Source organism: Hymenobacter arcticus, assembly GCF_054779975.1.
The window spans coordinates 96936-123285 of record NZ_BAAGXF010000001.1 but is presented as its reverse complement, the minus strand read 5'-3'; the positions used below and the strand labels follow the sequence as shown (position 1 = coordinate 123285).

The 26350-nt window shown below is 60.5% G+C and carries 22 protein-coding genes; 13 read left to right on the top strand and 9 right to left on the bottom strand.

Annotated elements, in window-relative coordinates; all coding sequences use genetic code 11:
* Positions 1–10 precede the first annotated feature (10 nt).
* Both ACYVGC_RS00520 and ACYVGC_RS00515 read right to left on the bottom strand, forming a co-directional pair.
* Complete coding sequence (locus tag ACYVGC_RS00520) at positions 11–919, bottom strand: cyanophycinase (protein WP_460581819.1); 909 nt, start codon at positions 917–919, stop codon at positions 11–13.
* 122 nt (positions 920–1041) lie between these two features.
* Positions 1042–2856: a M1 family metallopeptidase gene (locus tag ACYVGC_RS00515; protein WP_460581818.1), complete on the bottom strand. Its 1815-nt coding sequence runs from the start codon at positions 2854–2856 to the stop codon at positions 1042–1044.
* A 372-nt stretch (positions 2857–3228) separates the two neighbouring features.
* Between ACYVGC_RS00515 and ACYVGC_RS00510 the strand changes: the two genes are divergently transcribed.
* From ACYVGC_RS00510 to ACYVGC_RS00500, 3 genes are all read left to right on the top strand, one after another.
* Entirely contained in the window at positions 3229–4986 is a 1758-nt protein-coding gene (locus tag ACYVGC_RS00510; RefSeq protein ID WP_460581817.1) for a L,D-transpeptidase family protein, read from the top strand.
* Between the two features lie 314 nt (positions 4987–5300).
* Positions 5301–6212: a helix-turn-helix domain-containing protein gene (locus tag ACYVGC_RS00505; protein ID WP_460581816.1), complete on the top strand. Its 912-nt coding sequence runs from the start codon at positions 5301–5303 to the stop codon at positions 6210–6212.
* A gap of 991 nt (positions 6213–7203) precedes the next feature.
* The gene (locus ACYVGC_RS00500) at positions 7204–7380 is read left to right on the top strand and encodes a hypothetical protein (protein ID WP_283566006.1); all 177 of its coding nucleotides are present in this window, start codon (positions 7204–7206) and stop codon (positions 7378–7380) included.
* A 115-nt stretch (positions 7381–7495) separates the two neighbouring features.
* Here ACYVGC_RS00500 and ACYVGC_RS00495 read toward each other — a convergent pair whose 3' ends face one another.
* Together ACYVGC_RS00495 and ACYVGC_RS00490 are read right to left on the bottom strand one after the other, a co-directional pair.
* A complete protein-coding gene (locus tag ACYVGC_RS00495) occupies positions 7496–7975 on the bottom strand; it encodes a hypothetical protein (RefSeq protein WP_460581815.1) in 480 nt (159 codons plus the stop codon).
* A 169-nt stretch (positions 7976–8144) separates the two neighbouring features.
* Positions 8145–9596 (bottom strand): DEAD/DEAH box helicase, encoded by a 1452-nt coding sequence (locus tag ACYVGC_RS00490; protein WP_460581814.1) that lies wholly within the window; start codon positions 9594–9596, stop codon positions 8145–8147.
* 209 nt (positions 9597–9805) lie between these two features.
* Between ACYVGC_RS00490 and ACYVGC_RS00485 the strand changes: the two genes are divergently transcribed.
* On the top strand, positions 9806–10324 hold the full coding sequence (locus ACYVGC_RS00485) for an NUDIX hydrolase (protein ID WP_460581813.1): 519 nt from the start codon (positions 9806–9808) through the stop codon (positions 10322–10324).
* 14 nt (positions 10325–10338) lie between these two features.
* Positions 10339–10935 carry a hypothetical protein gene (locus ACYVGC_RS00480; protein ID WP_460581812.1) on the top strand — a complete coding sequence of 199 codons (597 nt, stop codon included), beginning with the start codon at positions 10339–10341 and terminating at the stop codon, positions 10933–10935.
* An 81-nt stretch (positions 10936–11016) separates the two neighbouring features.
* Here ACYVGC_RS00480 and ACYVGC_RS00475 read toward each other — a convergent pair whose 3' ends face one another.
* The gene (locus ACYVGC_RS00475) at positions 11017–11592 is read right to left on the bottom strand and encodes a hypothetical protein (RefSeq protein WP_460581811.1); all 576 of its coding nucleotides are present in this window, start codon (positions 11590–11592) and stop codon (positions 11017–11019) included.
* 174 nt (positions 11593–11766) lie between these two features.
* Between ACYVGC_RS00475 and ACYVGC_RS00470 the strand changes: the two genes are divergently transcribed.
* The 4 genes from ACYVGC_RS00470 (at position 11767) to ACYVGC_RS00455 (ending at position 15660) form a co-directional block, all read left to right on the top strand.
* Positions 11767–12012 (top strand): hypothetical protein, encoded by a 246-nt coding sequence (locus tag ACYVGC_RS00470; RefSeq protein ID WP_460581810.1) that lies wholly within the window; start codon positions 11767–11769, stop codon positions 12010–12012.
* A complete protein-coding gene (locus ACYVGC_RS00465; RefSeq protein WP_460581809.1) occupies positions 12009–12917 on the top strand; it encodes a UDP-2,3-diacylglucosamine diphosphatase in 909 nt (302 codons plus the stop codon). The genes ACYVGC_RS00470 and ACYVGC_RS00465 overlap by 4 nt, the downstream gene beginning before the upstream one ends.
* Before the next feature lie 140 nt (positions 12918–13057).
* Positions 13058–14095, top strand: a complete 1038-nt coding sequence (locus tag ACYVGC_RS00460; protein ID WP_460581808.1) for a glycosyltransferase family protein — start codon at positions 13058–13060, stop codon at positions 14093–14095.
* Between the two features lie 122 nt (positions 14096–14217).
* Complete coding sequence (locus tag ACYVGC_RS00455) at positions 14218–15660, top strand: glycoside hydrolase family 1 protein (RefSeq protein ID WP_460581807.1); 1443 nt, start codon at positions 14218–14220, stop codon at positions 15658–15660.
* Between the two features lie 157 nt (positions 15661–15817).
* Here the strand turns inward: ACYVGC_RS00455 and ACYVGC_RS00450 are convergent, their stop codons facing one another.
* The gene (locus ACYVGC_RS00450) at positions 15818–16444 is read right to left on the bottom strand and encodes a hypothetical protein (protein WP_460581806.1); all 627 of its coding nucleotides are present in this window, start codon (positions 16442–16444) and stop codon (positions 15818–15820) included.
* Between the two features lie 153 nt (positions 16445–16597).
* On the opposite strand from ACYVGC_RS00450, the gene ACYVGC_RS00445 reads away from it, so the two are divergent.
* Together ACYVGC_RS00445 and ACYVGC_RS00440 are read left to right on the top strand one after the other, a co-directional pair.
* Entirely contained in the window at positions 16598–17533 is a 936-nt protein-coding gene (locus ACYVGC_RS00445) for a sugar phosphate isomerase/epimerase family protein (protein WP_460581805.1), read from the top strand.
* A gap of 169 nt (positions 17534–17702) precedes the next feature.
* Positions 17703–19226 (top strand): 3' terminal RNA ribose 2'-O-methyltransferase Hen1, encoded by a 1524-nt coding sequence (locus ACYVGC_RS00440; RefSeq protein ID WP_460581804.1) that lies wholly within the window; start codon positions 17703–17705, stop codon positions 19224–19226.
* 116 nt (positions 19227–19342) lie between these two features.
* On the opposite strand, the gene ACYVGC_RS00435 is transcribed toward ACYVGC_RS00440, so the two are convergent.
* A complete protein-coding gene (locus tag ACYVGC_RS00435) occupies positions 19343–20671 on the bottom strand; it encodes a hypothetical protein (protein WP_460581803.1) in 1329 nt (442 codons plus the stop codon).
* Between the two features lie 39 nt (positions 20672–20710).
* Entirely contained in the window at positions 20711–22054 is a 1344-nt protein-coding gene (locus ACYVGC_RS00430; RefSeq protein WP_460581802.1) for a putative sensor domain DACNV-containing protein, read from the bottom strand.
* Positions 22055–22335: 281 nt separating this feature from the next.
* On the opposite strand from ACYVGC_RS00430, the gene ACYVGC_RS00425 reads away from it, so the two are divergent.
* Both ACYVGC_RS00425 and ACYVGC_RS00420 read left to right on the top strand, forming a co-directional pair.
* On the top strand, positions 22336–24987 hold the full coding sequence (locus ACYVGC_RS00425) for a polynucleotide kinase-phosphatase (RefSeq protein WP_460581801.1): 2652 nt from the start codon (positions 22336–22338) through the stop codon (positions 24985–24987).
* 80 nt (positions 24988–25067) lie between these two features.
* Entirely contained in the window at positions 25068–25856 is a 789-nt protein-coding gene (locus ACYVGC_RS00420) for an NIPSNAP family protein (protein WP_460581800.1), read from the top strand.
* A gap of 16 nt (positions 25857–25872) precedes the next feature.
* On the opposite strand, the gene ACYVGC_RS00415 is transcribed toward ACYVGC_RS00420, so the two are convergent.
* A complete protein-coding gene (locus ACYVGC_RS00415) occupies positions 25873–26316 on the bottom strand; it encodes a hypothetical protein (protein ID WP_460581799.1) in 444 nt (147 codons plus the stop codon).
* Between the last annotated feature and the right edge of the window lie 34 nt (positions 26317–26350).

Here is a 26350-nt window from a genome sequence, read left to right as displayed (position 1 = left end):
AACGCGTGGCTTAGGTAGCCGGCGTGGCGTTGGGCGGTGTAGCGGGCGCGACGGCCTCTTTGCTCACGTAAAACTTACGCTCCGTGATGCAGTACACGTTGCCTTTGGCCAGCACGTGCATCTTGAAGTTTTCGATGGAAAGGGTCGTCCCCTTTTTGGCGGCCGCCGTGTTATTGTGTTCAATCTCGTGGCCATCCAGAATGATGACCAGGTTCGAGCCGATGGTTTCGACTAGGTGGCCGTCGGTAATGAGCACGCCCGTGTCTTCGCCCAGCCCAATGCCGATGAGCTTGGGGTAAAGAGCCACCGCCTCGATGAGGCGGCCGAAGCGCCCGCGCTTCACAAAGTGCGAGTCGATGAGGGCGGTGGCAATCAGCCCGAAGCCGGTGCCCATTTTTACGGCGCCTTTCAGCAAGGCATCGGGCACCGAGCCGCCGCGTATCATGTGCTGCGACATGGCCATGGCCCCGGCGCTGGTGCCGGCGATTACGAAGTTGGGCTCGGCGTAGTAGCGACGGGTGAGGGTATCGAGAAAATCGGTTTCGCCAAACATCTCGCGCAGGCGCGACTGGTTGCCGCCTGAAAACATGACCACGTCAGCAGCCAGCAGGCGGGCCAGGTATTCGGGCTGCCGGGCATCGGCGGGCGTGCGGATGTCCATAATGCCAATGTTGTGGCAGTTGAGCATGGCGAAGGAGCCGATGTAAATCGGACCCACTTCCTGCGGAATCATGGAGGCAGTGGTGACGACCTCAATGCGCGGGTCATCTTTGCCCGACTCGGACACGACGCGCTTGAGAATACCCAGTTCAAAAAAATTCAGGTAATACTGGCGCTTGCTTCGAACGGTAGGGTAGGTGCCCTTATCCTCGTTGCCCCCGATAGCAATGAGCTTGCCGCGTGGAATAAGATGTTTCAACGGTAGTAGCTAGTCTGATTGGAAGAAGGCAAAAGTACGGCTGCCGTTTTGGGGATTACCAGCCGGCCGGGAAATTACGAGAATCGGTCGGGCGTCCTGGGGTACAGCACGGCCGGGGCCACTCACCCCAGCACCAGTGCGTCGAGGCTGCCCGTGGCTACCGAGTGGTAGTTGGGCCGTGCCCGCTGGTAAAGCTGCTGCGCCCGGACCCGGCCGTTTGGCGCGGCCAGCAGCGCCCGGTAGAGGGGCACCAGGAATTTGCGCCGCCCCACGCGGAGCAGAAAGTCTTCGAGTGCGGCATTGGCCGGTGCGTAGCCAGCTCGCAGCGCCAGCGGAAACCAGGCAGCCAGCAGCTCCGCGTTGCCGGAGGCCGTGAAGTGGAAGGCCGCATCGAGCTGCGCCAGGTCGGCGGCCGGCAGGGTAGGGGGCAGGCCGCGCAAAAAGTGCGCCCACTCCTGGCTGCTCCACTCCTTAGTTATAGAGCGCAGCTCGGCGGGTGGGGTGCCGGCGGCCAGCCGGGCCAGCGCCGCCGCCACGGCCACGAAGCGCGCCGACCGGGCCACGGGTGCGCCAGCCGGCAGGCCGGGGCCATCGAGCCAGGCGGGCAGGTGAAGGCGCGCCTCCTCCTCGGCCGTCAGCAGTGTTTGAGTGAGGTAGCTGGCGAAGCGGTCGGTGTCCATGCTTTGGAAGGCGAAGTGCGCGAAGTACTCCGTAATAAAGGCGTCGAGCCGCGGGCGGCCCACCAGCTGCTCCAGGGTTAGCAGGAGCAGGCAGCCTTTTTCGTAGGCAATGTCGTTGAGGCCCTCATCGGGGTCGCGGCCCGCCAGGTGCAGGCGCAGGTGGGTGGCCGGGCTGGCCGGGCCCAGCTCCGCCAGGGTGTGGTGCAAGTCGGCTTCGCCCAGCACTTGCAGCATCTCGGCGTAGGGCCGGCCGTGGAGCTGCTCTATAATGCGGCGCTCGAAATACACGGTGAAGCCCTCGTTCAGCCAGAAATCATTCCAGGTTGCATTTGTAACCAGGTTACCGCTCCACGAGTGGGCCAGCTCGTGCGCCACCAGGCTGGTCATGCTGCGGTCGCCGGTTATAATTGTGGGTGTTACAAATGTTAGACATGGATTTTCCATACCGCCAAATGGAAAGCTACCTGGCAGTACCAACAAATCGTAACGCCCCCATTGATAGGGTTCATACAATTGTTCAGCCGCCACCACCATCGCCTCCAGCTCCGCAAACTCGTGGGCGGCGCGGGGCAGCGTGGCCGGCTCGGCGTAGAGGCCGGTGCGCCCGCTCAGTGGGGCAAAGTCGAGCTGGCCCACGGCCAGCGCCAGCAGGTAGGCCGGCATCGGCTGCGGCTGCCGGAAGTGGTAGCGGCCATCGGCGGCAGTGGCCTGCGGGTTCTCGGCGCTCATCAGGGCCAGCAGCTGGCCGCGCTCCGGGCCCAGCACTTCCACGGTGGCCTCGTAGCTGAAGCGCAGGCCTGGCGAGTCGGGGCAGGGCAGCCAGGTACGCGCCAGAATGGCTTGCGACTGCGTGAACAAAAACGGGTGCGCGCCCGCTATTTGGGCTGGGGTCAGCCATTGCAACGCAGCGGCCTCGGGCACCGTGCGGTAGGTGATGCGCACCGCCGCCGTACCCGCCGGCACCCAGATGCGGAGGGCCTGCCCCAGCACCGCGTCGGCGGGGGTGAGGTGGTAGTTGGCGGCCGGGCCGTTGGCCGCTTCGCCCAGCTGCACGGCTTCCAACAGCAGGCCGCGGGTGTCGAGTACCAGCTCGGCGGGTGTGGGAGCGGGGCCACCAGCTAAGAGCCAAGTGGCAGTGCCAGCGAGCGTGCGCTGCGCAAAATCGACGGTCAGGACCAGTCGCAGGTGTCGGGCTCGGAGCAGCCCGGTAGGGGCATAGCTGTGCGGGTCGGCGGGGGAAGCAGCAAGAAAAGCCATGGTAAGAAATATAGCATGTTGAACAAAAAGCTTTACGCTTTCAAAGCGTCAGGTTGATTGTCGGAATCAGCTGAGTTGAGGTGCAAGGGGCCGCCCCTGCCTGCGGCCCGGTAATGTCAGGGGCTCGGTAGCAACGGGAGCCAGTGGTCAGCCCACGCCGTGGCGGGCAGCTAAAAAATACGGCCCTTCACTCAATTTGGTCAACCGTATCTGGGCGCTTGGGCGCGTTATTTGCGTAAGGCCTGACTATGCCGGTACAACCTGCCCGGTAGCTGCTCAGTAAAACGAGCACCTTTCATGCCACCTCGGGGCGGGAGCCGGGGCCTGCTGGCAGTAGCCAGCGCGCCGCCTGCCGCCCATCTTTTTCAAGTAATGCTCAAACAGCTTCAACTTCATTTTCTATCAGCAGCCCTGTTTCTGGGCTTGCTGACGCTGCCGTTTCTACTGGTGGCCTGTGGTGGCGACCAAGCCAACCAGGCCGACCAGGCCAGCTCCAAAACCGGCCAGGTTACGGCCGCCGACACCAGCGGCCCCGAGCCGCGCCTCGATAGCGTATTCGTCATTCGGGCCATGCAGGCCGACGCCCACTTTAAGGCGCAGGAGCGCTGGGCCCGTAAGTTTTACCGCGAGCGGCAGTTTCGGCTAGGCTGGTTCAAGCAGCATCAGCTCGTGCCCCAGGCCGCCACGTTCCTGACGGTAGTAGCTAAAGCAAAGGATGATGGCCTTGACCCTAAGCGCTATAACGTCAAGAAGTTAGATGATATGCTAGCCACGCTCAAAGGTGTGGACCAGGACACTGCGCGCCGTAACCAGCTGGAGCGCACGCTCGACGTGGCACTGTCGGGCACCTATTTTGCCTGGGCTTCGGACTACTACCGGGGCGTGGCCAATCCCCGCGATACCAAGAACGAAGCGTGGAAAGTCAAGCGCAATAAAATCAAGCTCGACCACGCGCTCATGACCATTCTGCGCGAGCGGGAGAGCACGTACCCGTACTATGATTTTGCGCCGCTGCACCCCGAGTACAACCACCTCAAGAAAGCGCTGGCCCTGTTGCGGGCCCGGCAGACGGCCGGCGGCTGGCCCGCGCTGCCGGGGACCACCCACCTCAAGCCCGGCGATGCGCTGCCCGTAGTAGACCTGCTGCGCCAGCGCTTGCTAGGCGGCGAAGCCACCGGCCAGACCCCGGCCACGGTAGCGGCCACGGCTACGCCCGTCAACAACGTGACGGCCCCCGCCCCCAGCGGCTACGACCCCAAACTGGTAACGGCCGTGAAAAATTTTCAACGTGACCTCGGCCTGCCGCCCACCGGCCTGGTGAGCGGCGAAACCCTGCGCCAGCTCAACGTGCCCATCCAGGAGCGCATCAATCAGGTTATCCTGAACATGGAGCGCTGGCGCTGGCTGCCCAAAAAATTTGAGCCCGATTACCTGCTCGTCAACATTCCCGAGTACCGGTTGCGGGTGTTTGAGCAGGGCAAGGAAGCCCTCACCATGCGCGTCATCGTGGGAAAAACGCTCACCGCTACCCCCGTCTTTTCCGACAAGATGGAGTACGTGGTGCTGGCCCCCTACTGGAACGTGCCCTACAGCATTATCGACAAGGAGTTGCGCGGCAAGCTCACGGCCAACCCCAGCTACCTCGACCGCCTCGACATGGAGGTGGTGCAGGGCTACGGCCGCAAAGCCAAGGTAGTAGACCCCGCTAGCATCGATTGGGCCAACGTGACGCAGGCCAACTTCAAGTACACCGTGCGCCGCCGCCCAGGACCCAAAAATGACCTCGGCGACGTGAAGTTCATCTTCCCCAACTCCAACGATATCTACCTCCACGACACGCCCCACAACGAGCTGTTTTCGCAAACCAAGCGCAGCTTCAGCCACGGCTGCGTGCGGGTGGAGGAGCCGGTGAAGCTGGCCACCTACCTGCTGCGCAATAACTCCAACTGGGACCAGCCTACCATTGAGGATACCATTGCCCAGCACCGCGAGAAGTACATCACCCTCAAGGAAAAGCTGCCCGTGTACCTGGTCTACCTCACGGCCTGGGCTGATGCCGATGGCCACGCGCACTTCCGCGACGACATCTACGGCCACGACAAGTCGCTCGCTAAAGAGTACTTCAACTAATATCTAATTCCGGGTGGCTTGTTCTAAGTTGGCCAGATAGTTGTTACTGCTTATTGAGGCCCCAGTACAAATGTGCTGGGGTCTTTTTGTGCAGTTGAAGAGGCAGTCAATAATAAGCATTGCATTTGTTTTGACGAGGTTATCATAAACAATTGTGTCGCATTAAGAAAGAAAATCAATTGTTAACATGTGTAAAACATCTGTAAATAGAATATCTTTCCTTGTACTCATACTTTTGTTATCAATTGTGTTTTCTTTAGCTAGTAGGAACCAGCGGTATCGCTCCGTACATTTGTGAAGCAAATAGGATTGATATGGTAACTCGCATTCGGCAGCTGCTGGATACTAAACAACTCACCCCCACGCAGTTTGCCGACTTTATTGGGGTCGGCCGGCCCGTGATGAGCCATATTCTGAGCGAGCGTAATAAGCCCAGCCTGGAAGTGGTGCAGCGCATTATCAGCGCTTTCCCTGATATTTCGCTGCCCTGGCTGCTAAGCGGCCTTGGTGAAATGCTGGAGGCAACCACTACGGCAGCTCTGGCCCCCACCGATGCCCCGGTAGCACCAAGCGTAGCTCCTCCAGCCGTAGCCAGTGCCACCCCCGATACGGTACTTCCAGCACCCGAGGTAGCCAGTGCAGTGCCAACGGCGCCTCCCGCCGCACCGAGCACGGCTGCTATGGTTCCCCAGCCACTGAGGATGGCCAGCCCGGCTCCCCGTGCCACCTTCTTAGGCCCGGAGGCAATTGTGCCAGCCGAAGAGCCTGATGCGGCTAGCAGCCTAGCTGCTTCAGAGGCCGAAAAACAGCCCATTGCTCCGGCCAGTCCCGCCGCCCCGCCCCGCACAGCTGCTGCGCCCCGCATTGAAGTTCCGGTTGCTACGCACGCACTGCCGGCTCCTGCCGGTTTCGCGCCGGTTTCACCGCCTTTTCCCGCGGCGGGTAAGCCATTCCGAGCCGCGCGGTTTGTGCCGGCTGCGCCAGCTAGTTCGGTGCCGCCAGCCGTGACCCCGCCAATGCCGGCGGTAGCGATGAGCAGCTACGTGGTAGCTCCTGCTACCGGGCCGGCGCTGCCGATGACTACGGCTGTTGCCAAGCCGGCCGGGCGCGAGGAATCAACCGAGGCCGCGCTACTCCCCTTTCTGGGCAACTCAGGCAAGGCAATCCGGCGCATCGTTATCTTCTACCAAGATGGCTCTTTCGCCGATTATCAGCCCGAGGCCTGAGCTTGCATTGGCTCCTGCAAAACGTTTGGCTGCTAGCAGTAAGAACTAAGCGACCGCTTTGCACGGACCATTTGTCAGCAGGGATAAAACCTCCCGGGTGCGGCTTTGCGCTAAGCATTGTTCCAACGGGCAATGAGGGGAAGCAGAAGCCAAAAACACAGGTGGCTGTCGGCTTATTCTCTACTAATGGGGGTAGTGCCGACAATAATCGATAGCGGTTAGCCTACCTTAGCAGCCAGCCAGCGCAGGCTAACAGCGTTTGCCTAAGCAGTTGGGCGCATAGTTCAATCCGTCGTGCCCGTCGCGAACTGAAAACAGATGCTGAAATCGGCTCGATTTAGCCGATCCGCTACCTTGGTAAGCCACACCGCTAAACTGGGTTAAGTTAAATGGGAAGCTGCCACTCTTTCAGTGATTGCATAATGATTTTTATTATGAAATAAGTTTCTTATTTTCAAGAGGTTATCTCTTTTAACTAAAAGACTTAATGCAGGTAAAAAGAACTAATTTTTCAGCGGTTCTTATATTTTTTTAATGCAATTGTCGTCAGGGATGCTTTTGGCACTGAGTAGTACGTGTGGTTGCTAACCAAGTTGACTCCTAGCTAGCTTGCTGAAATGCAAAAAACGTGAACTAACTAAGTAAGTACTCAGTGAGCCGATAGAGAACCTTCTAGTAACAGAGTTGCAGAATAACGGCCGAAAATGCTAGTAAATAACTCAGCCAACCATACTAGCCCTGCTCAGCAGCAACCGCGACTTTTGTAGCCGCCGCAAGGGAGCAGTATCGTACTCACTAAGCTATTTTTCGAGTCTTAATCAATTGTAAATAGGGGTTCGCAAGTGCTAAGTAGTGCTGCTGCGGAGGTGCTTGCAGAAGGCCTCTGAAAACCCATGGCCAGCTAGGCAGACCGGACGAAATGAGGAGCCGCTTGGTAAAATATGCCACGGCTGACTTTCAGCTTTAGGCCGCTAGGCCTTACCTTCGCGGTATGAAAAGCTTGCGCACCTACTCTCTGCTGCTGGCCGCCAGCGCGGCCCTGTTTTTGACCGCTGCCTGCTCCACGGCCCCCGACGCGGAGAAAGACCCTAGCGCCGATGCCGCCTACAAGCGCGAACACCGCGCCGAAGGCTACCGCGAGGCCCAGCGCAGCAACGTCAACTATTAACTCAGCCTGCTGAGTCAGTCCCCGTGGCTGGCCCAGCCCAACAACAGAAAGCCCCGGCTACGCAATTTGCGTAGCCGGGGCTTTCTGTTGTTGGGCTGGATGATGGCGCGTACGTCTAAGCGTGCGCGGCCTCCAGGGTAGGCTCGGCAAAGGCGGGCATGGGCAGGGTAGCGACCAGCTGCTGCTCCAGCAGGTCGGCCCAGGTGCGCAGGTACAGCACCACGTCGTCGCGCTGGTTGTGGCGCATGGCATTGCGCCGCTCAAACGGAATGCCGATGCGCACGGCTGGGTCACCAAGCTTTTCGAGGTTGGTGAGGTCTGAGCGCGAGAAGCCCATCGCCAGCATCTCGTCGATAGTTTGGTCGAAAGGCAGGCCACTGGTGGGGCAGTAGTCCACAAGTTGGCGCTCCCAGTCGCCGTAGCGCTGCAGGGCCTGGGTGTGAATTTCGGCCTTGGTGAGGCGCGTCACGGTCTGGGCCAAATGGCCGCAGTTGCAGCTGCCCATGTGGCCCCACTGGTAGGGGGCTTCGGCGGCGAGGCGGCGGGCGGTGTCGCGCAGCGCCTGAATGAGGGGGAGGGAAACGCGGGAAGTCATGCTAATGAGCCAGAAAAACGGCGTTAGAGTAAGACGAGGAAGCTACCTGAAAAAGCCAGTCTGCCGGGTTTTTGTTTCTGCGAAGGTAAAAAAAATCCGGTTGCTTAGCTTCGGGTAAGAAGCTAAGCAACCGGAAATTAATTCAACCAAGTGCTATTGAAAGGCCAGCTTAGCTGGAGCGGCGGTTGCCACCCTCGCTGCCGCCACGCCCGCCCGAGAAGGGCCGGCTGCTGCGCGGTGCGCCACCCCCCGAAGCCGAGCGCTCGCCGCCGCCCGACGATTGGGGCCGCCCGCCGCCGCGGTGCTCGCTGCGGCCACCGCCCGAGGTAGAGCCGCTGGAACGCGGGGCCCCGCTGCGGCCCTGGCCACTACCGCCACCGCTGCGCCCATCGCGGGCGGGGCGGCCAGCCGGGCCTTTGGGCCGGATGATGCGCTCATTGCCCATCAGCGCCACCGGGGCCACGCTGTTGGTGGAGTACGGATGCTCCTTATCTACGTCGAGCTGCTTGCGGATAAGTTTCTGAATATCTTGTAGATATGCGCGCTCTTCTTCCTCTACAAATGTAAACGCCGTGCCGAAAGCCCCGGCGCGGCCGGTGCGGCCGATGCGGTGCACGTAGGTTTCGGGCTCGTTAGGTACTTCGTAGTTGATAACGTGGGTCAGCTCATCCACGTCGATGCCGCGGGCGGCAATGTCGGTAGCTACCAGTACGCGGGTGGTGCCCGCCTTGAAGTTGCTGAGGGCGCGCTGACGGTGGTTCTGGCTCTTGTTGCCGTGGATGGCTTCGGCCGTGATTTGGGCCTTTTCCAGGGTTTCGGTCACCTTGTTGGCGCCGTGCTTGGTGCGGGTAAACACGAGCACGCGCTTGATGGCGGGGTCCTTGAGCACGTGGCGTAACAGGGCGGGCTTGTCGTTTTTGTCAACTAGGAACACCGATTGGGTTACCGTGTCGGCGGTGCTCGACACGGGCGTTACGGCTACCTGCACCGGGTTGGGGCGCAGGATGGTGGCCGAAAGCTCCTTGATAACATTCGGCATGGTGGCCGAGAAAAACAGGCTCTGGCGGCCGGCGGGCAGCTTAGGCAAGATGCGCTTGATGTCGTGGATGAAGCCCATGTCGAGCATGCGGTCGGCTTCGTCGAGCACGAAAACTTCCACGTGCTGCAAGTTCACGTAGCCCTGATTCATCAAATCGAGCAGGCGGCCGGGGGTGGCTACCAATATTTCGACGCCCCGCTGCAAGGCTTGCACCTGCGGGTTTTGGCCCACGCCCCCGAAAATAACGGTGGAGCGCAGCTGCGGCAGGTGGCGGCCGTAGGCCTTAAAGCTCTCGCCAATCTGGATGGCCAGCTCGCGGGTGGGCGTGAGAATGAGGCAGCGCACGCGGCCGCGGGGGCCCTGGGCGGCCTTCTGGGTTTGGGCGGTTTGGTGCAGAATCTGGAGAATCGGCACCGAGAAAGCGGCCGTCTTGCCGGTGCCGGTCTGGGCCACGCCGAGCAGGTCGTGCCCTTCGAGCACCTGCGGAATGGCCTGCTGCTGAATGGGGGTGGGGGTGGTATAGCCTTCCTCGCTCAGGGCGCGCAGGATGGGCTCAATCAAGTTGAGGTCGTTAAAGGTCATGAAGATGGGAGCCACCCGCCCGGTGGGTGGTGGCCGGGGCGGAGGCCATCGGCTGCCTGCGCAAGTACAAGAAAATGGGAGGGAAAAAAGCCCGCGCCTGGTGCCAGAATGACGACGCGGCGGGCCGGCGGCCGTATACTTACGGCCAGCAGCTGGTCCGATTGCCAGGCTGCCTTCGGCGGCAAAGGTACCGCTTAAATCCCCAACCCATGCAGATAGTTCACCGCGAGCGCGCCTACGACGGCCACTTCAAGCTCAACAAGCTTACCATTAAGACGCCCGAGGGCCAGGAATTGCCCCGCGAGCAGTTTGCCCCCGGCCACGCCGTGGCGGCGCTGGTCTTCGATACCCAAACGCAGGAGTACGTGCTCACCCGGCAGTTTCGGGTGGGGGCCGAGCGCGAGCTGCTCGAAATTGCGGCCGGTATGATTGACAAAGATGAGAGCCCCGAAACCGCCGTGCGCCGCGAGATTCACGAGGAGCTGGGCTACGAAATCGACCAGCTGACCGCGATTGTGACCATGTGGCCCTCGCCCGGCACCAGCGCCGAAACCATCGCCGTGTATTATGCCGAGGTGAGTCGCCAAACCGGCGCGGGCGGCGGGCTGGCCGAAGAAAACGAGCAAATTGAAATGGTGCGCCTGACTAAAGAAGTACTCTTAAAAGAGAAGCTGCAAGACGCCAAAACGATGCTAGCCGTGCAGTGGGCGCAGTTGTACAAGGCTTAGCCCGCATCAATCCTATGAAACAGGCAATCTTAAAGCAGATGCAGCGCCTGGGAGGAAATACCGATGGGGTAACGGGTGCGTCGCTGCAAGCCGACCTAACGGCCATCGTCTTCAAAAATCCCTTATACCCGGCTGCTTACTTAACTGAGCTAACCGGGGTAACCGAGTTTTGGGAGCAGTACCAGCCGCTGTATCAAACTGACCGGCCCGCGTTCGACCAGCAGCTACTGACGCACTTCTTTGCCGACCAGGAACTGCCGTATGGGCAGGCTTTTTTCAGAAACTTCCTGTTTACGCCCTTCAAAGAGGGCTCGCCCGACTATGGCGAGTTGGATGGCCTAGTTACCCCGGACGAAATCAGGCAAGTGGTGGCGGGCACCGACCTGGAGTTTATGTGCGTCTGCTATTCCTACGGCTTTCCCGACCACTACTTCGTTTGCCTGACCGATGCCGACCAAGAAAATCCTACGGTGTATGGCACCGACCACGAGGTATTCTTTAGTGAGATTATCAGGATATGCACGCTGGAAGAGTTTTTCAACGGCTTTGTAACCCCGGCTGATTTTCTAGCTGCCGCCACCGAGCACCTCGAAAACAGGGGCGCTGCCTAACGCAAAAGCCACTCTTCGTTGCACGTTAGCAACGGGGAGTGGCTTTTTTGCAAATCAATATTAACCAGTATTTTAGATAACTTACTGCGGCGTTAGCTGGTACTCAAACTGTTGCCGTAGGCGCGTATCTACAATAACGAGCGTGAGCGGGCCGGCCGCCGGGTCGAGCTTGATGAAGGGGATAAGCTGCTGATTCTGATACAAATCGCGGCCGAAAAAGCGGCCAAAACCGGGCTTGGGCGTGGCCGCAAAAATCTCTTTGCCATCCTTGGTGCGGGCCGAGAGCGTGAGCAGCGACGGGTCGGCGTTTTTGGAGCCCTGGCGGCGAATGTTGAGCACCAGCGCCCCGCCGGGCGGCAGCGCGGCCAAGCGGCGCTGATAGGTGGAGTCGGCCCAGTCGTGAATTTTGCGCAACTCATTGATTTCGAGGAGCATTTCTTCGGGTGAGCGGTAGCACACGTGGGTGTAAGTGCCCGTGACGTCGGCGTCCTCGTCGGTGTTTTTGGTGAGGTTGGCTACCACTGGGCACTCCGGGTTTTTTTGGGCAAACATGTAGCGCTTGCGGGCCGGGCCGTTGGGGCTTTGAGCGTGCGCGGCGGTGGCTCCGCCGAGCAAAGCCAGCACTAATCCAACGCGTAGCGTAGTAGAGAATTGCATTATGCAGAGAAGGTAAATAATTGTAAAAAGAAAGGGAATAAGGCTGCTGCAAAGAACGGTAGCCCGCCCGAAATCCGCTGGTTTATTCGCCAAATAAGCCCGTTAGCCCCATAAGTTGACAAAAATGTAAGGCTGGCGTAATGCCTGCGTAATAACTGGCGGCGAGCTTTGGGTATGCTAAAACTCGCAGCTTCCAAGCGCTTTTTATTGGACTGGCAGCCCTCCGGCGCGGGGCTGACGTGGCTGCTGGCGCTGGTGTGGTGCGTAGCCCTGGGCTGGCCACTGCGCCGCAATCTGCGGGCTGCCTTGGGTAGCGCGGCCGCCGGCTGGCCCAGCGACGGGCCGCCCACCAAGCCGCGCCGCCCCAAGGCTGGGCCGCGCCGCTGCCAGCCGGGCCAACCTTATTCTGCGGCCGCATGAGCGACTTATTATTGCCGATGCTGCCGGGTACTACCTCGCGCCCGCGCAAAAAGCGCCGCCTGGCGGTGGCCGTCATCAGCGATGTGCACCTGGGCACCTACGGCTGCCACGCCCCCGAGCTACTGCGCTACCTCAAGAGTATTCGGCCCAACGTGCTGGTGCTCAACGGTGACATTGTGGATATCTGGCAGTTTTCGAAAAACTACTGGCCGGCCTCGCACATGCGGGTGGTGCGCTACCTGGCCGGCCTGGCCGCCAAGGGTACCAAAATATACTACCTCACCGGCAACCACGACGAGCTGCTGCGCAAGTTCGCGGGCCTAAAACTCGGTCATTTTCAGCTCGATAACAAGCTGGTGCTCGACTTGCCGCACGGCCGCACCTGGCTGTTTCACGGCGACGTGTTTGACGTGACTATGCGCCACGCGCGCTGGCTGGCCAAGCTCGGCGGCAAGGGCTACGATTTGCTTATTTTGCTCAACCGACTGGTTAACTTTGGGTTGCAGAAGATAGGCCGGCCCAAAGTGGCGTTGTCCAAAGCCATAAAAAACCGGGTGAAAAGCGCCGTGAGCCTGGTGAGCGATTTCGAGCAGACGGCCGCCAACATTGCCGCCGACAACGACTACCGCTACGTGGCTTGCGGCCACATTCACCAGCCCGAAATCAAAACGCTAGATACACCCCAGGGTGAGGTAACGTACTTGAATTCGGGCGATTGGGTTGAAAACCTCACTGCCCTCGAATACACCGCCGAAGCCGGCTGGCAACTCTACCGCTACGCCGACGACCCCCGCATGGCCGAGCCTGCCGAAACCCCCGACCTGCCCGACGCCGCCGAAATGGCCGCCGATGCTGGACCCGCCGCGCTGCTGGAGGGGTTGCTGCTGGAGTTTAAGCTGAAATAATAATTTGTTAGGAACTCTTAGTCGTCTGTCATTGCGAGCACAGCGTGGCAATCGCCCCAGAACGAAATCGTTCGGGTATCGTGCTGGGGCGATTGCCGCGCTGCACTCGCAATGACAGGCGTGAATATAATAACTTTATAATGAATATTTTATATGCCATCCAGGGCACTGGCAATGGCCACTTGATGCGGGCGCTCGACGTGGTGCCGCTGCTTCAGCAGCGCGTGGCGGCCCTGGGCGGCCAGCTCGATATTCTGGTGAGTGGACCGCCTGCCGACCTGCCGCTGCCTTTTGAGGTGCGGTACCGGGTGGGCGGCATGGGCTTTTTATTCGGCAAGAAGGGTGGAATAAATTTCGTGAAGACCTTCCGGCAGTTCAACTCGACGGGGTTTGTGCATGATATCCGCCACCTGCCGGTAGAGAGCTATGACTTGGTAATCAATGACTTCGAGCCGGTGACGGCCTGGGCCTGCCGGCTGCGCCACCGGCCCTGCGTAGCGCTAAGCCACCAGAGCGCCGTGCTGCACCCCGCTGCGCCCCGGCCCAAGCAGGAAGACCCGGCGGGCCGCGCCGTGCTGCGGCACTACGCACCCAATACGGCGCAGTATGGCTTTCACTTTCAGGCATATGCGCCGGGCATTAGCACGCCCGTCATCCGGCGGCAGGTGCGCGAGCTAACGCCTTCTGATGAAGGGCATTACACGGTATACTTGCCCGCCTATGACGAGGCCACGCTGGTTGAGCGCCTGCGCTACCTCAGTCGCACGGTGCAGTGGGAAGTGTTTTCGAAGCACAGCCAGCAGCCCGCCGACCACGGCAACGTGCGGGTGTGGCCGGTGAGCGGCGGCGACTTTTTGCAGAGCCTGGCCCGGGCCCACGGTGTGCTGTGCGGGGCTGGCTTTGAGACGCCCGCCGAAACCTTGTTTTTGGGCAAGAAGCTGCTGGTAGTGCCCATGAAGCAGCAATACGAGCAGCAGTGCAACGCCGCCGCGCTCGCCAAAATGGGCGTGCCCGTGGTGCGCGGCCTCAAAGACAAGCACCTCGACCGCCTCGACGACTGGCTGCACCGCGGAGAGGCCGTGCCCGTAGACTACCCCGACCGCACCGGCGCGGTGCTCGACCAGCTGCTAGCCGAGCAGCTGGGGATGCCGCTGCCCGCCGTGGCGCGAGCTTTGTAGGGCTACCCTGGCCCGTAGCAACTAGCGCGGCGGCGCTACCTACAATGTGCGTATTACCGGTTAGCGGCTGCGCCCGTATTCTCTTTTTCTGACTTGTGCCCGGCTGCTCACAGCCCCGTTTGATGCCCGACGATTCTCTGCTTTCCATCCAGCGCCCGTTGGCGCTGCCCCCGGCTTTCTTTCCGGCTACCACGCCCGCCACGTATTCGCGCGCCGATTTTGGGGCCGACTTTCACTGGGGTGCGGCTTGCGCGGCCTACCAGGTGGAGGGCGGCTGGCAGCAGCAGGGCAAGGGCCCCAGCATCTGGGATGAGTTTACGCGCCGGCCGGGGGCTGTTGCGCGGGGCGAGCACGCGCGGGTGGGTACCGATTTTTTTACTCGCTACGAGCAGGATTTGGACCTGGCCCAGGGGCTGGGGCTGACTGATTTTCGCTTCTCGGCCGCCTGGCCGCGGGTGCTGCCCGAGGGTATAGGGGCGGTGAACCGGCGGGGCCTTGACTTCTACGACCGCCTGGCGGATGCCTGCCTGGAGCGCGACCTGCGCCCCTGGCTCACGGTGTACCACTGGGATTTGCCGCTGGCCTTGCAGCAGCGCGGCGGCTGGGCCAACCGTTCGGTGGTGGGCTGGCTGGCCGACTATGCCCAGGTGCTGGCCCGCTGCCTCGGCGACCGCGTGCAGCACTGGATGGTGCTCAACGAACCGATGGTATTTGTGGGGGCGGGGCACGCGCTGGGCGTGCACGCGCCGGGCCGGCGCAGCCTGCCGGGCTTTTTGGCGGCGGCCCACCACGCCACGCTGGCCCAGGCCGAGGGCGGCCGGGCGCTGCGGGCCGCCCTGCCAAGCACGGCGCGCATCGGCACCACGTTTTCGTGCTCGCACCTCACGCCCGACCGGCCGGGCCACGGCCCCAGCGAGGCCGCCACGCGCCGCGTCGATGCCGTGCTCAACCGCTTTTTCGTGGAGCCTACCCTCGGCCTGGGCTATCCCACGGCCGAGCTGCCTACGCTGGGCTGGCTGCTGCGCCGCTACCAGAAGCCCGGCGACGAGGCGCTTCTAAAATTCGACTTCGACTTTTGGGGCATTCAGAACTACACCCGCGAAGTGGTGCGCCGCGCGCCCTGGCTGCCGCTGCTGGGCGCGGCCCTGGTGCCGGCCGCCAAGCGCGGCGTGCCCGTTACTGAAATGGGCTGGGAAGTTTACCCCGAGTCAATCTATGAAATGCTGAAGCAGTACGCGGCCTACCCCGGCGCGCCCGAGCTGTATATAACGGAGTCGGGCGCGGCTTTTGCCGATGCGCCGGCCGGTGGCCGCGTGCCCGACGTGGCTCGCCAAGCCTACTACCAGTCGGCCATCGGGCAGGTGCTGCGCGCCCGGCGCGAGGGCATCCGGGTCAACGGCTACTTCCCCTGGAGCTTCACCGACAACTTTGAGTGGGCCGAGGGCTACCGGCCGCGCTTCGGCCTGGTGCACGTCGATTACGAAACCCAGGAGCGTACCATTAAGGACTCGGGGCGCTGGTACGGCGAGTTTCTGGCTGGGGCGGAAGTAGCGCGGACTTTGTAGCCTGCGCTTGGTTGGGTGGGTAGTTAAGAACGTCATGCTGAACGCAGTGAAGCATCTCTACCGCTTCATTCAGGCTATTCAACAAAGCGGTAGAGATGCTTCACTGCGTTCAGCATGACGTGCTGATGACTTCCTGCCCGGCTACTTCGTTACCGCTCTAGCGCAGCATACTGCGGCAATTCATAAATTCCTCAATGAGCTGTTCAGGCTGCTCCTCGTAAAACTCGCCAAAGCCCAGCACAAATGCCGGCGCGGGCTGCACAAACCGGATGGCTTCGTTCACAGCCGCCAGGTAGGGCTGGATGCGGTCGCGGTCGCCCGCGGCGGCCGCAAATTCGGCGTCCCAGCGCAGGGCGGCCGGGCCTTTGCGTACCAAAAACGGCAGTACGAACGGCACGTAGCGGCTGAAAACTGGGTTTTCGGCGCTGGTCAGCCGGGTGTCGGGCCACACGTGAAACGCGCTGAACGAGGCCGGCGGGGCCACCACGAAACGCGCCTGCTCATCGGCCATCGCCCCAAATAATTCGGTGCGGTTGGGCTGCGCATAGAGCTGCGCGTAGGCCGCGTACCACACCGTGACGCCCGCCGGGTTTACGAGCTGGTAGGGGTGAAATGAGCTGCTAATGCTCACCCCGCCGTGCTCACCAATAACGAGGTTGTATAACTCACCAAAATGCTGCATGTCAGTTGATTGCTGATACGGGTTGTCGGTGAGGCCGTAGAGGTAGAAGCTGGCAAAGTCGGTGAGCGAGGGCGCGGCGGTGGGAGGCGAGAGTTCGGACATAGGAGTAAAGCGTGGGGGAGGGAAGCCGCCGGGGCGGGGCGGACAAGCGCCGCAAAGTTCGGGGGTGGCGGTTGGCTGGCCGCCGGGGCGGTGCTACTTTCGGCGGGCCGCACCGTATGGGGCTGGCTGCTATCCTTTTCCCACCCGTTTGCCATGTCACTTTCTCGTCGTCACTTCCTGCAACAGGCCGCTACCGTGGCCGCCGCGGCGGCCCTCGCGCCGCAAGCATTTGCCAGCGTGCCCGCCAAGCAGCCGTTTTTTGAAATATCCCTGGCCGAGTGGTCGCTGCACAAGGCCTTATTCAGCAAGAAAATCAGCAACCTGGATTTTCCCGGCATTGCCAAAAAGGACTATGGCATTAGCGTGGTGGAATACGTCAACCAATTTTTCAAAGACAAAGCCGAGGATACCAAGTATTTAAGTAACCTGTTGCAGCGCTGCCGCGACCACGGCGTGCGCAACCACCTCATCATGATTGATGGTGAAGGCGACCTGGGCTCGCCCAACCAGGCCGAGCGCCTGAAGGCGGTCGAAAACCACTACAAATGGGTGGATGCCGCCAAGTTTCTGGGCTGCCTCACTGTTCGGGTCAACGCTTTTGGCAAGGGTTCGGCCACCGAAGTGCAGCAGGCCGCCATCGACGGCCTGGGCCGCCTGAACGAGTACGCCCAGAAGCAAAACATCAATGTGATTGTGGAGAATCACGGCAGCTACACCTCCGATGGGCAGTGGCTGTTGCGCACCATTCAGCAGGTGGGGAAGCCCAGCGTGGGCATTCTGCCCGATTTTGGCAACTTCTGCATCCGGCGCGACACCGGCGACCTGTACCAGGGTACCTGCCTGGAATCGTACGACAAGTACCAGGCCGTGCAGGAGTGGATGCCCCTGGCTAAAGGCGTGAGCGCCAAAACGTTTGAGTTTGACGCGGCCGGTAACTGCGTAGAAACCGATTACAACAAGATGTTCCGCATCATCAAAGAATCGGGCTTCAAAGGCTACGTGGGCATCGAGTACGAAGGCGAAAAGCTGAGCGAAGATGAGGGCATCCGCAAAACCAAGGCGCTGCTGGAAAAGGTCGGCCGGGCATAGCGGGTGTAGCGTGGACTCTGCGAGTCCGCGCGTGGGGGCGTTGCGTAATATCTAGACACGTCGTCCGCCGTGTGCTGGAATAAAAGTTGCGCAACCGACCCTACGCGCGGACTCGCAGCGTCCACGCTACATCGCGTTACTTTTGAGCTTCTGCCCCACGCTTTCTGCTATGCTGCTCACCATTACCACTACCCACCAGCCCGCCACCGACCTGGGCTACCTGCTCCACAAAAACCCGGCGCGCCTGCAAAGCGTGGAAATAACCGGCGGCCAGGCCCATGTTTTTTATCCCGAAGCCACCGCCGAGCGCTGCACCGCCGCCCTGCTGCTCGACCTCGACCCCATCGGGCTGGTGCGCGGCCGGGGCGGCGCGCCCGGCGAGGGCGGCTTTGCGCTGGCCGAGTACGTCAATGACCGGCCCTACGTGGCGTCGTCGTTTCTGAGCGTGGCGCTGAGCAAGGCCTTCGGCACCGCCATGAATGGCACCTGCAAGGACCGGCCCGCCCTGCCCGCCGAGGTGCTGCCGCTGGCCATCACGGTGGCCGTGGTATCGGCCCCCGGCCCCGAATGGCCGCGCCGCCTCTTCGAGCCGCTGGGCTACGTGGTCGAAACCGAGGCGTACTCGCTCGACCCCACCCAGTCCGAGTGGGTTGATAGTCAATACTATACGCTGCATCTGCGCCACGATGGCCTGCGCCTGCAAGACGTGCTCACGCACCTCTACGTGCTGCTGCCCGTGCTCGACAACGACAAGCACTACTACGTGGACCAGAACGAGGCCGAAAAGCTGCTGCACCGCGGCGGCGATTGGCTGCCCCGCCACCCCGAGCGCGGCTTCATCACGCGCCGGTACCTGCGCTACCGCGCGTTGTACGTGAACCCGGCGCTGGCAAGGCTGCTGGAGGCCGACGAGCTAACCGATGAGCCCGATGCGCCAGCTCCGCTCCCCGACGCTACGACTGCGGAGGAGGAGCCAGCTGCCACTTCGGCTACCGCAGCCGTTGCCAGCCTTAGCGCGGATGCCCCGACTCCGCCGGCCGGCGCGCCCGCGGAGGACGACCAGTCGAAAGCCGAAAAGCTCTTCCTGCACGACCAGCGCCTCCAGCAAGTGGCCCAGGAAATCTACCAACTGGCCCCCAAGCGCGTGCTCGACCTGGGCTGCGGCGAGGGCAAACTCCTGCGCCTGCTGCTGCGCCAGCCTAAGATTGAGTACATCCTGGGCATGGATGTGTCGCACCAAGCGCTATCTCGCGCCGCCCAGCGCCTGCACCTGGCTGAGATGCCCCCGCGCCAGCGCGCCCGCCTCGACCTCATCCAAGGCTCGCTGCTGTACAAGGACGACCGCCTGGCCGGCTTCGACGCGGCGGCGCTGGTCGAAGTTATCGAGCACCTCGACCCCAGCCGCCTCGCCGCCCTCGAAGCTGTCGTGTTTGGCCACGCGCGCCCGGCGCACGTCTTCGTCACGACCCCCAACGCCGACTACAACCAGCTCTACGACCGCCTCGCGGCCGGCACCTTCCGCCACGCCGACCACCGCTTCGAGTGGAGCCGGGCCGAGTTTGCGGCCTGGGCCACCGCCGTGGCCGCGCGCCACGGGTACCAGGTGCGGCTAGTAGGCATGGGCGAGGCGGCGGAAGGCGTGGGCGCGCCCTCGCAGCTGGCGGTGTTTGCGCAAGGGGGGGCTAATGCTTGATTTTAAGTGTTGGTATCACCCTGCGCAAACACCAATTTAAACTTCTAGGTCGGGGTAGTAGGCTACTTTAGCGCCCACTCGCGGCGGGTAAAGCGGATAGAAGTGTTGTAAAAGCGTTATGCCTTAAGTGCTATTGCATATCTTAAAAGTAGAGAGGCAATAGGCTGCAAACGCTTGCCGCACCATACTATTGGTTGGTTTTCTTGGCTGTTTTGAAATCGTGTAATAATCTCGTTTTTAGGCAGGTTGTGGAAGGAAAACTGAAAACCAATAATTTCAATTAGTGTTAATTCATTTTCAATAAAGATTTTTGTAGATGCTCTTGGCCTCTCTATAAGTTCAGTTAATAGATTTGACAGATATGTTTTAAAGAAATACATATCACGAAAAAGCTTATCTTGCTGGGATTTGTTTGTAGGCTTATTCTTGCGATTTCTGCTAAGCCAGGCATTAATGACATTCATTGCAGCTAAATAATGAAATGTGTCATTGTCTGTTGTAGGAACTAGCTTCGCTACACTCCAGGCTTCCATTAAATCAGACTTTTGTATCTCATAATTTTCTTGAGTGGGACTTGTAATCTCGGCTAATAGGGCTGTGGAGTCAGCAGTTTCGCTTAAGTTTAAGTGATTCTGTAAGAAGCGAATTTGCGTTTCGTATTCAACGTATGCAGAACCAGCGCAGAAACTCGAAAACTCATGCAAAGAAAGCACATGGGTTTCGAGATGTTTGCAGCGGTGGTGGCGAGTATAAGTCGGGTTACAAAATACCACGTATAGATTATGACATTGATTAGATAAGTGATACGCAAGCCGATGAGCTTTTTCTTCTGTAAAGCTAACAACTACCCAGATGTCTCTATCGACAGAAAATATTGGTGTAAAAGACTTCGACTTACGAATAAATTGTGGATGCTCCTCAGTATTTCGGACGCCTTGTAATAAAGGGGCAAAAGTTACGTTGTGCTTGCCAGTAGAGAATTTTTTTGCTGAAATTAGTAATACTAGCGTTCTGAATAATAAGTCTGAAAGCGGTAGGGACTTATTGGCATTGATTTTCTGAAAATTACCTCGCTTGAAACGAGAGACATAATCCTGTGATGGGTCGTTCTTGGCAAAAACGGTAACGAACCAATAATTATCAGAATATACAATTTGAAAAACTGTATTCCATGTATAATCTTTCCAGGCTTGAGTTTTGGAACCTGAATTAGTTGTCAGTTCAAAAGTAGTTTTGAACCTTCCATTTTCTTGCAGCTCTATAGTATTAATCTTTGCAAGATAATTCACTTGATTAAACTCGATTTCTTGCTGAACATCGAGCAGTTCAGTTGAGAAGTCTATCAGTTTAAATACATTGTAAGGGTATAATTCCCTGTACCAAATGTCTTTGTGGTCAGGATGTTGTTTGCACCAAGTTTGAAAATCAAGACTACTGAGATGCATATTGTTTAAGGGTATTAGATACAGGTAAAAATATTAGACTCACACCCCCTGGTGCTGATGCGGCCGGAACAGCCGCTTGCTCTTGATAAACTGCTGCACCTTGATATTCTCCCACATGATGAGCTTGTCGCCCACGCGGGTGATGGCCCGGATATCGCCATCCTGCGACACCACGAAGCCCAGGCTGCCCGCGTGGTTCCAGCAGTAGGCAAACATGGAGCGGTGCCGAGTGCCGTAGTGGCTGGGGCTCACTGGCAGCAGCTTGGGCTCCTCTACTGTGGCCTGGGTGGCTACGTACACGAAGTCGGGGGCCTTTACGCTGCGGATAACCACCCCGAACCCGCGCACCTCCAAATCGGGCGAGAGCACCACCAGGCCGTCGATGCACGAGAGTGAGGCCACGAACATGATGGCCCCTTTCAGCTCGTCGCTGGTTTCGTTCTTGTCGGTTTCGGCCACGTTTTCCTGCAAGTACAGGTGCGAGGGCAGGGTATCCTGCTCCAGGTCAATGTACTCATTTAGAATAGTTTCGGTGTGCGTGAAGCTGGTAATGTCGAACTTCACGAATTGCACGATGGCCCGAAACAGCCGGTCGTAGGCCAGGCGATGCTTGATGCTGAGGCCGGTTTCGGTGTCGGGGGTGATGAGGAACGCACCGCCGTGCTGGTAGTCCTGCATTTTGAGCAGGATGCGGCAGAGCGAGCGGCTAATGACGTTGTTGAGGTAGCCGCTCCAGTCGTCGAGCACGTCGCTGCCCAGCTCGTCGGTGAAGTGCTGGCGCACTGCCGCCTGGTAATCGGTGCTGTGCTGGCCCAGCAGCTCGCGTACGGGCCCGCTGGCAAACACGTCCACGTAGTTGCTTATCAGCACGTTGTGCTTGAGGTTGGCAATCAGCTCGTAGTCGAGCATCACGTGCAGGTTGCCGATGTCGTTGATAGCCGTGCGAAACAGGCCGGGCTGCTCGGGGCTGAACGTGGACTCGTAATTGATGAAGCTGCGGTAGTGGTACGATTGGTCTATCAAGCCCCAGATAAACAGCTCGTTGTGCGCGTCATAATCCACGGCCAGCGAGGTGCTCCACGGGTCGGCGGCCTTGGAAAGCTTCACCAGATTCTTGACTGTGAACGGGATGCGCTCCCCAAAGGGCACGCAGGTCCAGCGGTGGGCCACTTTTTTGCGGGGCGGGTTGGGGTCTGGGTTCTCCGCATCCAGCAGCGTCACGGTGACTTTAATGAGCTGGCCTTCTTCGGTTTGCAGGCTGGTGAAGAACAGGTTTTCAAACAGAGTCGTCAACACGGCCAGCGGCGGCTGGCGCTCCCTGGTTTTGGCGTGCTTTAGCTTATTGAATACGAATTTGGCTAAGTCTTTCGGGGTAGCGTTCATGGCAGGAAATAATACAGGAGGTAGCGGTAGGGCAGGGGTGTGAAAATAAAGGCTTTTAAGGAGATGGCTGAGTACGCCCCATTTGTCATTGCGAGCACAGCGAAGCAATCGCACCAGCACGATGGCCGAACAAGCGGCGCGAACAACGCCGTTCTGGTGCGATTGCTTCGCTGCGCTCGCAATGACAAACGATTCGGGTAAACGCCAGGTAAAGCATCTTTGCAGGACTGCGCACGTTGCGCCCCGCTGCCCGCGCCAAAGATAAATTGCCCGCTACGCCCATGCCCGCCGCCACTCTCAAGCTTCCCGAACTCTCCCTCATCCTGCTCATCGGCAGCACGGGCGCGGGCAAATCCACGTTTGCCCGCCGCCTGTTTAAGCCCACCGAAATAGTGTCGTCGGATACCTGCCGGGGCTTGGTATCGGACGATGAAAACAGCCTGGACGCCACCAACGATGCCTTCGACCTGCTGCACTACTGGGTGGCCAAGCGCCTCAAGCGCGGCCGCCTCACCGTGGTAGACGCCACCAATGTGCGCGCCGAAGACCGCAAGGCTTTCGTGGCGCTGGCCCGGCAGTACCACTGCCTGCCGGTGGCCATCGTGCTCGATGTGCCCGAGAGCGTGGCCGCCGACCGCAACCGCCAGCGCCCCGACCGCGCCGGCCTCAAGCCCCACGTCATTGCCAACCACCGCCGCCTGTTGCGCCAAGGCCTGCGCACGCTCAAGCCGGAAGGCTTCCGGCACATTTTCCACCTGCGCGGAGTGGAGGAAATCGACGCGGTACAGGCCATCGTGCGCGACCCGCTGCACAACAACCACCAGCAGGAAACGGGGCCGTTTGACATTATCGGCGACGTGCACGGCTGCTATACCGAGTTGTGTGAGCTGCTGGAGAAGCTGGGGTATGTAGTTGAGGAGGAAGAGGTTAGGGATGCGCGGGATTTGGGCGTGCGGGTCACCCCACCCCGCAAAGTCATCTTCCTCGGCGACCTCGTGGACCGCGGCCCCGCCTCGCCGCAAGTATTACGACTGGTAATGAGCATGGTGCGCGACGGCCTGGCCTTGTGCGTGCCCGGCAACCACGATATTAAGCTGCTACGCCACCTCAACGGTAAAAACGTAACGGCTACCCACGGCCTAGCCGAAACCCTGGCCCAGCTCGAAGCCGAAACGCCCGCGTTCAAGGAGCAGGTGCGGCTGTTTCTGGATAAGCTGGTGAGCCACTACGTGCTCGATGGCGGCCGGCTGGTGGTGGCCCACGCGGGCCTCACCGAGGCCATGCAGGGCCGGGGCTCGGGGGCTGTGCGCAGCTTCGCTCTCTTTGGCGAAACCACCGGCGAAACTGACGAGTTTGGCCTGCCCATACGCTACCACTGGGCCAGCGAGTACCGGGGCCGGGCCATGGTGGTGTACGGCCACACGCCCGTGCCCGACCCCGAATGGCTCAACAATACCATCGACATTGACACCGGCTGCGTGTTTGGCGGCCGCCTCACCGCCCTGCGCTACCCCGAGCGGGCGCTGGTGGCCGTGCCCGCCCACCAGGTATATGCCGAGCCCAGCCGCCCGCTCCACTATAACCCGCACCAATTGGATAACAAGCTGTTAGCTGATAGCTATCAGCCATTAGCTTCTTCCCAAAAGGACCAAAACGAAAGGCTAACAGCTAGTAGCTATCAGCTAACAGCTGAATTAGATATCCGCGACGTGACCGGCAAGCAGCTCATTAACACGCGGTTGCTCAACACGGTCACTATTCGGGAGGAAAACGCCGTGGCCGCCCTGGAGGTAATGTCGCGCTTTGCCCTCAACCCTAAGTGGCTGCTGTATTTGCCGCCCACCATGTCGCCCACCGAAACCTCGGAGCTGCCCGACCTGCTCGAACACCCCGCCGAAGCCTTCTCCTACTACCAGCGCCAGGGCGTGGCGCGCGTGGTGTGCGAGGAAAAGCACATGGGCAGCCGCGTAGTGGTGGTGCTGGGCCGCGACGAAGCCGCCATTCAGCGCCGCCTGGGCGTGGTGGGCGAGGGCATCGGCAAGTGCTACACCCGCACCGGCCGCAACTTCTTCAATGACAGAGAGTTGGAAAATGCCTTCCTGGCCCGCCTGCGCGATGCCCTCAGCACGGCCGGCTTCTGGGAGAAATTTGATACCGACTGGGTGTGCCTCGATGCCGAGCTACTGCCGTGGTCGGCCAAGGCCCAGGAGCTGGTGAAAAGCCAGTACGCCGCCGTGGCCGCCGCCGCCAGCGCCGCCCTGCCCCAGGCCGAAACGGCTCTAACGGCCGCCGCCGCCCGCGGCCTCGACGGGGCCACCGCCCTGCTGGCCCGCACCAGCGCCCGCCGCGCCGCCGCCACCGACTACGCCGATGCCTACCGCCGCTACTGCTGGCCCGTGCAGTCGCTCGCCGACCTCAAACTGGCGCCCTTCCACCTGCTCGCCACCGAGGGCCACACGTACTTCGACCGCGACCACGCCTGGCACATGGAAACCCTGCGCGCCCTCAGCCTAGCCGATTCGGGCCTGCTGCGCGCCACGCCCTACCGCGTGGTAGACCTCACTAACCCCGCCGAGGTGGAGGCCGCTACCGACTGGTGGGCCACCCTCACCGCCGGCGGGGGCGAGGGCATGGTGGTGAAGCCCTACGACTTCATCCCGGCCACCGGCCGCACGCTCGTGCAGCCCGCTCTCAAGTGCCGGGGCCGCGAGTACCTGCGCATCATCTACGGCCCTGATTACCTGCTGGATGGAAACCTGGAGCGCCTGCGCCAGCGCAACGTGAAGGCCAAGCGCAACCTGGCCCTGCGCGAATTTGCCCTCGGCGTGGAGGGCCTGGAACGCTTCGTGGCCGGCCAGCCGCTGCGCGCCGTGCACCAGTGCGTATTTGGCGTGCTGGCCCTGGAGAGCGAGCCCGTGGACCCGCGCTTGTAGGCGGCAATAAGCGGCAACTCAATCAGGCGCTGGCCGTTAGGCCAAGCCGTGCTTATCTACTATTCAGGATTTCCCCACCCATGAAAAAACTTCGTTTCCTGCCTTTTATCGCGGCTCTTTGCTGCTGGCTGGCCAGTGGCTCCGTGGCCGCCCGCCCCGCCGCCGAGCGCCCCACGTATTTCGAGCTGAAAGTATATCACCTGAAAACGGCGCGCCAGGAAGCCCGCGTCGATAGCTTTTTGCAGCAGCAGTACCTACCGGCAATGCGCGCAGCGGGTATCGCCCCCGTCGGCGTGTTCAAGCCCATCGGCAACGACACGGCCGCCGACCGCCGCATCTACGTTCTCACGCCCTTCACCTCCCTGAAGCAGTGGGAGCAGGTGGGCAAAACCGCCGCGCCCAAGCTGCTCGCGGCGGGCGGCAGCTACGAGAATACTGCCTATACTAACCCTGCCTACACGCGCCTGGAAACGCTCTTTATCAAGGCCTTCGATGAAATGGCCGGCCTGGCGGCCCCGGCGCTAGCCGCACCCAAAAGCGAGCGAGTGTACGAACTGCGCAGCTACGAAGGGGCCAGCGAAAAAATATTTCGCAACAAGGTGCAGATGTTCAACGCGGGCGGCGAAATCAAGCTGTTTTCGCGGCTGAATTTCAACGCTATTTTCTACGGTGAAGTCCTGTTCGGCCCCAAAATGCCGAACCTGCTGTATATGACTTCCTTCGCCAACATGCCCGACCGCGAGGCGCACTGGAAAGCCTTCGGTGCCGACCCCGAGTGGAAAAAGCTCTCGGCCCTGCCCGAGTACCAGAACAACGTGTCGCACATTGACATTACCTTCCTGCGGCCGGCAGCCTACTCGGGCTTATAGTCTACTCATCAAGTAATTACTTACTTTGGCAAGCTACCGGCGACAATAGATTTTTGGAGTCGAATTGTAGCGCGTGGGGCTTTTCAAACACCGTTTTGCCATTGCGCTCAGCTAGGTCGCCGTAGCCTTCGATGAAGTCCTGGCCCCGCCGCACAAAGGCTACCTGCCGCACCGAAGTCGTGCCTTCCGACTGGAAGGTGTAGTCGGCCCGCAGCGTGTCGCCGTGCAGCGTGCCCCGAATAGTGCCTTGGTTGCGGTCCTTCTCGAAGTAGTTGTAAGTCAATTGGCCCGTCACGGTGGGTTGGGTGGTTCGCAGGGTGAGGCGCACCGTGTCTTTGCCCGCGGTGTAGGCGTAGCACTGCGGGCCGGCGGGGGCGGCTGGCGCTGTGCTGGCTGCGGCAGGTTGCTGTTGGTCAGCGGTTTGGGTAGGTTGCTCGTTGCAGGCCGTCAGTAGTCCCAAGGCGAGAGCGAAAGAAGCGAAATTTATAACTCGC

Coding starts and splice junctions, on each gene's coding strand:
- ACYVGC_RS00455 (WP_460581807.1), top strand. CDS start 14,218: ATGCCCGACGATTCTCTGCTTTCCATCCAGCGCCCGTTGGCGCTGCCC.
- ACYVGC_RS00435 (WP_460581803.1), bottom strand. CDS start 20,671: ATGCATCTCAGTAGTCTTGATTTTCAAACTTGGTGCAAACAACATCCT.
- ACYVGC_RS00490 (WP_460581814.1), bottom strand. CDS start 9,596: ATGACCTTTAACGACCTCAACTTGATTGAGCCCATCCTGCGCGCCCTG.
- ACYVGC_RS00440 (WP_460581804.1), top strand. CDS start 17,703: ATGCTGCTCACCATTACCACTACCCACCAGCCCGCCACCGACCTGGGC.
- ACYVGC_RS00460 (WP_460581808.1), top strand. CDS start 13,058: ATGAATATTTTATATGCCATCCAGGGCACTGGCAATGGCCACTTGATG.
- ACYVGC_RS00470 (WP_460581810.1), top strand. CDS start 11,767: ATGCTAAAACTCGCAGCTTCCAAGCGCTTTTTATTGGACTGGCAGCCC.
- ACYVGC_RS00485 (WP_460581813.1), top strand. CDS start 9,806: ATGCAGATAGTTCACCGCGAGCGCGCCTACGACGGCCACTTCAAGCTC.
- ACYVGC_RS00505 (WP_460581816.1), top strand. CDS start 5,301: ATGGTAACTCGCATTCGGCAGCTGCTGGATACTAAACAACTCACCCCC.
- ACYVGC_RS00465 (WP_460581809.1), top strand. CDS start 12,009: ATGAGCGACTTATTATTGCCGATGCTGCCGGGTACTACCTCGCGCCCG.
- ACYVGC_RS00500 (WP_283566006.1), top strand. CDS start 7,204: ATGAAAAGCTTGCGCACCTACTCTCTGCTGCTGGCCGCCAGCGCGGCC.
- ACYVGC_RS00475 (WP_460581811.1), bottom strand. CDS start 11,592: ATGCAATTCTCTACTACGCTACGCGTTGGATTAGTGCTGGCTTTGCTC.
- ACYVGC_RS00480 (WP_460581812.1), top strand. CDS start 10,339: ATGAAACAGGCAATCTTAAAGCAGATGCAGCGCCTGGGAGGAAATACC.
- ACYVGC_RS00430 (WP_460581802.1), bottom strand. CDS start 22,054: ATGAACGCTACCCCGAAAGACTTAGCCAAATTCGTATTCAATAAGCTA.
- ACYVGC_RS00450 (WP_460581806.1), bottom strand. CDS start 16,444: ATGTCCGAACTCTCGCCTCCCACCGCCGCGCCCTCGCTCACCGACTTT.
- ACYVGC_RS00515 (WP_460581818.1), bottom strand. CDS start 2,856: ATGGCTTTTCTTGCTGCTTCCCCCGCCGACCCGCACAGCTATGCCCCT.
- ACYVGC_RS00420 (WP_460581800.1), top strand. CDS start 25,068: ATGAAAAAACTTCGTTTCCTGCCTTTTATCGCGGCTCTTTGCTGCTGG.
- ACYVGC_RS00425 (WP_460581801.1), top strand. CDS start 22,336: ATGCCCGCCGCCACTCTCAAGCTTCCCGAACTCTCCCTCATCCTGCTC.
- ACYVGC_RS00510 (WP_460581817.1), top strand. CDS start 3,229: ATGCTCAAACAGCTTCAACTTCATTTTCTATCAGCAGCCCTGTTTCTG.
- ACYVGC_RS00495 (WP_460581815.1), bottom strand. CDS start 7,975: ATGACTTCCCGCGTTTCCCTCCCCCTCATTCAGGCGCTGCGCGACACC.
- ACYVGC_RS00445 (WP_460581805.1), top strand. CDS start 16,598: ATGTCACTTTCTCGTCGTCACTTCCTGCAACAGGCCGCTACCGTGGCC.